This is a genomic window from Nostoc sp. FACHB-888, from assembly GCF_014696655.1.
Lineage (GTDB): Bacteria > Cyanobacteriota > Cyanobacteriia > Cyanobacteriales > Nostocaceae > Nostoc.
In genome coordinates, this window is record NZ_JACJQM010000276.1 from 1 (window position 1) to 4,539 (window position 4,539).

Sequence of the window (4,539 nt, forward strand, 5' to 3'; positions counted from 1 at the left end):
GCTATGTGAGGTGATATTCAGCTATTGAGTGAAAAAGTAAGTAAATTTCACTAAGAAACAATGATTACTAACAATTCTGTACAGGCAGAGACAAATCAGCACTTGGTAATACGCCTACCACGGAGTCTGAGTTATCTCGAAACTTGGGGCTTCGGCTTAACTGGTCATGTTGGATGGATTGGTACTGCTCCGATTATTCATGCAGAGTTAGGCTCTAAAGCTATCTTAGTTTGGTTGTTTGGCACGATCGTCTCCTTTTTACTTAACTTGCAGATACAAAGTCTTGGTAGACATTGGCCAGATGTCGCCGGAGGAACACCAAACTATACCACAAGGCTACTAAAAAACTTTCCTGGCTTGGGCCGTTACGTAGCCTTAGGATACTTTTTTAGCTGGGCAGCAGCACCGGCACTCTATGCGATTATTCTGACAAACTTAATTAAATTCAATCTTGAAACATTAAATATTTCTTGTCCAGAAGCTTTTTTGAAAGTTCTTTTTACAGCAATTCCTTTTATTTTGGCTTTCAGTGGCACCCGTGCTTTAGCAATCCTGCATTTATTTTTTGTCTTTCCAGCTATTTTATTACTACTTCTGTTTTGTGTTCAAGGCGTAATATGGTTAGCCTTCTCAGCCAGTAGTTTTCAAATTATCCCAACTAGCACGCATAGCCTGAGCTTTGAAGAATGGGCAAAGTGGTTTTTTTTGGCTAGCTATTCAATTTATGCTTGTGAAACCACTTCTTCTTTTGTTGCTGATAGCCGCCACCCATATAAAACTTTGAGCTTCTTAACCGTAGCTGCTTGGCTAATTCCTGCGGTATTTTTAGGTGGTTCTTGGGTATTAATGTCTTCGGCTCCAAATCCAACAATAGACGATGCGTTCTTAAATTTGGTAGAGGCTTCTAAGCCTTTTTGGGGTGAATCTGCCTCTTTTATAGTAACACTTATTATTACTATATCCTGCCTTTTAAGTGCTGCTACGGCAGTTTCCAACTCTCCTCGGATATTATACCAACTTGCTTTAGACGGTCAACTTTTTCCTGCATTTGCATTAGTTTCTCGCCACGGTGTCCTTGGGCCAGCTATCTTAGTTACCTTTCTACTCAGTCTGCTTTGTCTCAATTTTGGAAATATACCTCAACTTGTCACAGTAGCTGGCACCTGTTATCTTCTGTCCATTATGGGACTACATCTGGGGCTATGGCTGGGTCGAGGGAAACCGCAAGTACTATGGCCTTGGTTGTCACTTGGTTTTTTCTTGGTAGAAGCAGTAGTTCTAATAGTAGGAGGTTTAGCTTGGAATTGGAGGGATTTTTTAGTGGGTTTATTATTACCCATTGTTTTGATGCTAGGAGATGTAGCGCTAAGTCGCTTTAAATTAGCATCATTAGACGCGAAATGGTGGACACAGCATTACAAGGCTAAGTTTAGTATAAACAACCAAGATTTTGTGGTACTACAGGTGGTTGTATTAGTATCATTAATTTGTGTTATTGCCACAAGTACTTGGATTACCCGTAATTTATTAGACACAAATTCTAATAATACTCATAACTCTTTACTGGCTATTTTATTAGTAACGCTCTCTTTTACAGGAGTTGCGATCGCTTGCTGGACAACTCTACCACAAATTGTTGCTATTGATGATGCACGTAAACAAGCAAAAAGCCTATTTATTACTACTCTCGATACCGTTCCAGATACTGTTTTAGTTTTAGATGAAAACGGTAAAATTTGTCAGACAAATGCTGCTGCTGAAGAGTTATTTCAAACAAATATTCAGCAATTGCTTGGGCAAAAATTGAATCAAATATTAAAATGCTATCGCGGCAAACCGGAACAGTGGTCTATTAGAAGTGAGCAAACATTAAAAATAAATCAAGGCCTACGAATTGTTGAATCGACTATCTCACAGCCATTTAATTCTCAGCTACGAGAGTATGTTGTTATTGTTCGTGACATCACTAAGCGGAAGTTAGTAGAAAAAGAGTTAGTTCAGTATCGTCATCATCTTGAGCAGATGGTTCTAGAACGCACCATTGAACTTATTAGAGTGAATCAACAACTTGAAAAAGACATTATCAAGCGTCAACAAGCACAAGAGCAACTATTACACAATAGTCTTCATGACGGGCTAACCGGATTACCTAATCAACGATTCTTTCTAGAGCGAGTGCAGCAAGCAATAGAACGTACTAAACAGCAAAATAAATATCTATTTGCCGTACTCTTTTTAGACTTAGACCGCTTTAAAGTTGTTAATGATAGCCTTGGACATCTACTAGGAAACCAACTTTTAATTGAAATTTCTCATCGGCTCAAATCAGTTCTGCGAGTCGGAGACATAGTTGCCCGTTTTGGCGGGGACGAGTTCACAATCTTAATTGAGGAAATTGAGGATATTAGCACCGCCATACAGCTAGCCGAGCGAATTAAAAAAATGCTAGCTTTACCATTTCAACTAAATGAGCATAGGGTATTTACTAATGCTAGTATTGGCATTGCTTTAAGTAAAACAGATTATGAGCAAGCAGCGCAGATTCTACGCGATGCCGATGTGGCAATGTACTGTGCCAAATCGCTTGGGAAAGCCCGTTATGAGGTTTTTGATCAAAAAATGCATGAGGGTGCATCTTTGCTTTTGGAGTTAGAAACTGCTCTGCGAAATGCGCTGCTCAAGCAAGAAGAATTTCGTCTTTATTACCAGCCAATTATTTCACTGACAACTGGCAAAATTATTGGATTTGAGGCTCTGATACGTTGGTATCATCCAAACCTAGGGCTTATTGCCCCTCAAGATTTTATTCCCCTGGCCGAAGAAACTGGAATGATTCTTAGTATTGGGCAATGGGTGCTTTATGAAGCCTGCCACCAAATGCACAAATGGCATAAACAATTTCCTAGCTCACTACCCCTGACAATTAGCGTTAATTTTTCTGGAAAACAAATCACCGAACCTGATGTGTTTAAACAAGTTAAACATATTTTGCAAGAAACTGGACTGAAGCCACGCAGTTTGAAATTGGAGATTACTGAAACCTTTTTGATGGATAATTTTGAATTAGCTACCACCGTGCTTTCCCAGTTAACAGCCCTAAATGTGGAGTTGCACATGGATGATTTTGGTACTGGCTATTCATCTTTGAGTTATCTACATCGCCTACCAATAAAAACCCTTAAGATTGACCGTTCTTTTGTCAGCAATATAGGTAGTCGAGGGGAAAATTTAGAAATTGTTCGAGCTATTGTGACATTAGCTCATAATTTAAATATGTCTGTAACAGCAGAAGGGATAGAAAGTGTAGAGCAATTAGCACAACTAAAGGCGTTACAATGTGATTATGGACAAGGGTATTTTTTCTTACCACCTATGAATAGTGAACAAGTAGAAATACTACTTGCTGGTAACTTGTGTTACAAAAACTTTTTAAAACAATAAAATCTTGGAATCAAATTTTCTTTAGAGAAACACCTTGTAAAATCGGACGATTAAAATCGCTTGATAGTCTACATTAGTGTAGTACTGGCTGTAGCTGGAAAGTCTCTGCGTTATTCACTACCTCTTCTTCTTGCAAAAGTTCATTAATAAAAATATCAATTTTCTTCCGATTAATATTTTGCATGACTATAATATGCGCCCAATTTTCATAAACTGCTAACTGCCACTTTTTGATTAACCTTTGAGGAGGTTTCTGAAACACGACGGTATTGGAAAAACTATTTAACATACATGGATATTCTCTGATTTTAAGTTGTTGAAAAAGATATTGGGCGTTATTAATACAAGTGTTTGCTTCTCTAGCTAATCCATCATAACCTCTTGTTTGTACTGCATACCAGAGAATTAGGGGAGTGTGACCGTTTCTAGATCCGAGAATTGTTGTATCTTTTGAACCAATATATTCAATTTCTGTTTCAACTTTTTCTACCCATTTCTTTTTAGTTAAAACCACACCACAAGGTAACGGAGAACCAATAAATTTAGCAGAAATAGCTATACTATCTATAGGTTTTTCAAAGTTAACTTGCGGAGCGCCATCTAAAAATGGTAATATTAATCCTGAAAGTGCAGCATCACAATGGATGTAATAATCTTTAATTGGATTACGCTCTAAAATTGCTAGAACTTTGTCTAAGTTATCAATTGCACCTTTGACAGTAGTCCCAATATTTAAATTTATGATTGCTGGATAACTTCGATTTTCGCTAATTAGTTGTTCAAAATGCTCATAATTAATCTCTCCATTAATTTGCGAATTAACAACATTATGCTGGATACGGAATAATTTGGCTGCTTTGGATATGGAGTAATGAGAGTCTTGTGATGAGTAGAGAATCCCATTAGGGTAAATTTCTCTTGCTAAAAACATTCCATATAAATTACCTTCAGTTCCGCCAGCAGTAACATAACCCCAAAACTGATCTTCTGGAATCTTATAAAGGTGAGCAAAAAAAGATAAAACTTCTTGCTCAAACTTACGAGAATGAAGACCAAAATCTGGCTCTATATATGGATCTCCAGCATTATTTAATAGAT

Annotated in this window: 2 protein-coding genes; one reads left to right on the forward strand and one right to left on the reverse strand. The window is 37.6% G+C overall.

Features of this window, described 5'->3' with window-relative positions:
* The first annotated feature begins 60 nt into the window (after positions 1–60).
* Positions 61–3,441, forward strand: a complete 3,381-nt coding sequence (locus H6G26_RS38915) for an amino acid permease (RefSeq protein ID WP_190737141.1) — start codon at positions 61–63, stop codon at positions 3,439–3,441.
* A gap of 73 nt (positions 3,442–3,514) precedes the next feature.
* Here the strand turns inward: H6G26_RS38915 and H6G26_RS38920 are convergent.
* Positions 3,515–4,539, reverse strand: a 1,025-nt coding sequence (locus H6G26_RS38920) for a histidine decarboxylase (RefSeq protein ID WP_190737144.1), incomplete at its 5' end; no start/stop codon positions are given.

Excerpts from the sequence above, each read along its gene's own strand:
- H6G26_RS38915 (WP_190737141.1), top strand. The coding sequence starts at position 61 with ATGATTACTAACAATTCTGTACAGGCAGAGACAAATCAGCACTTGGTA.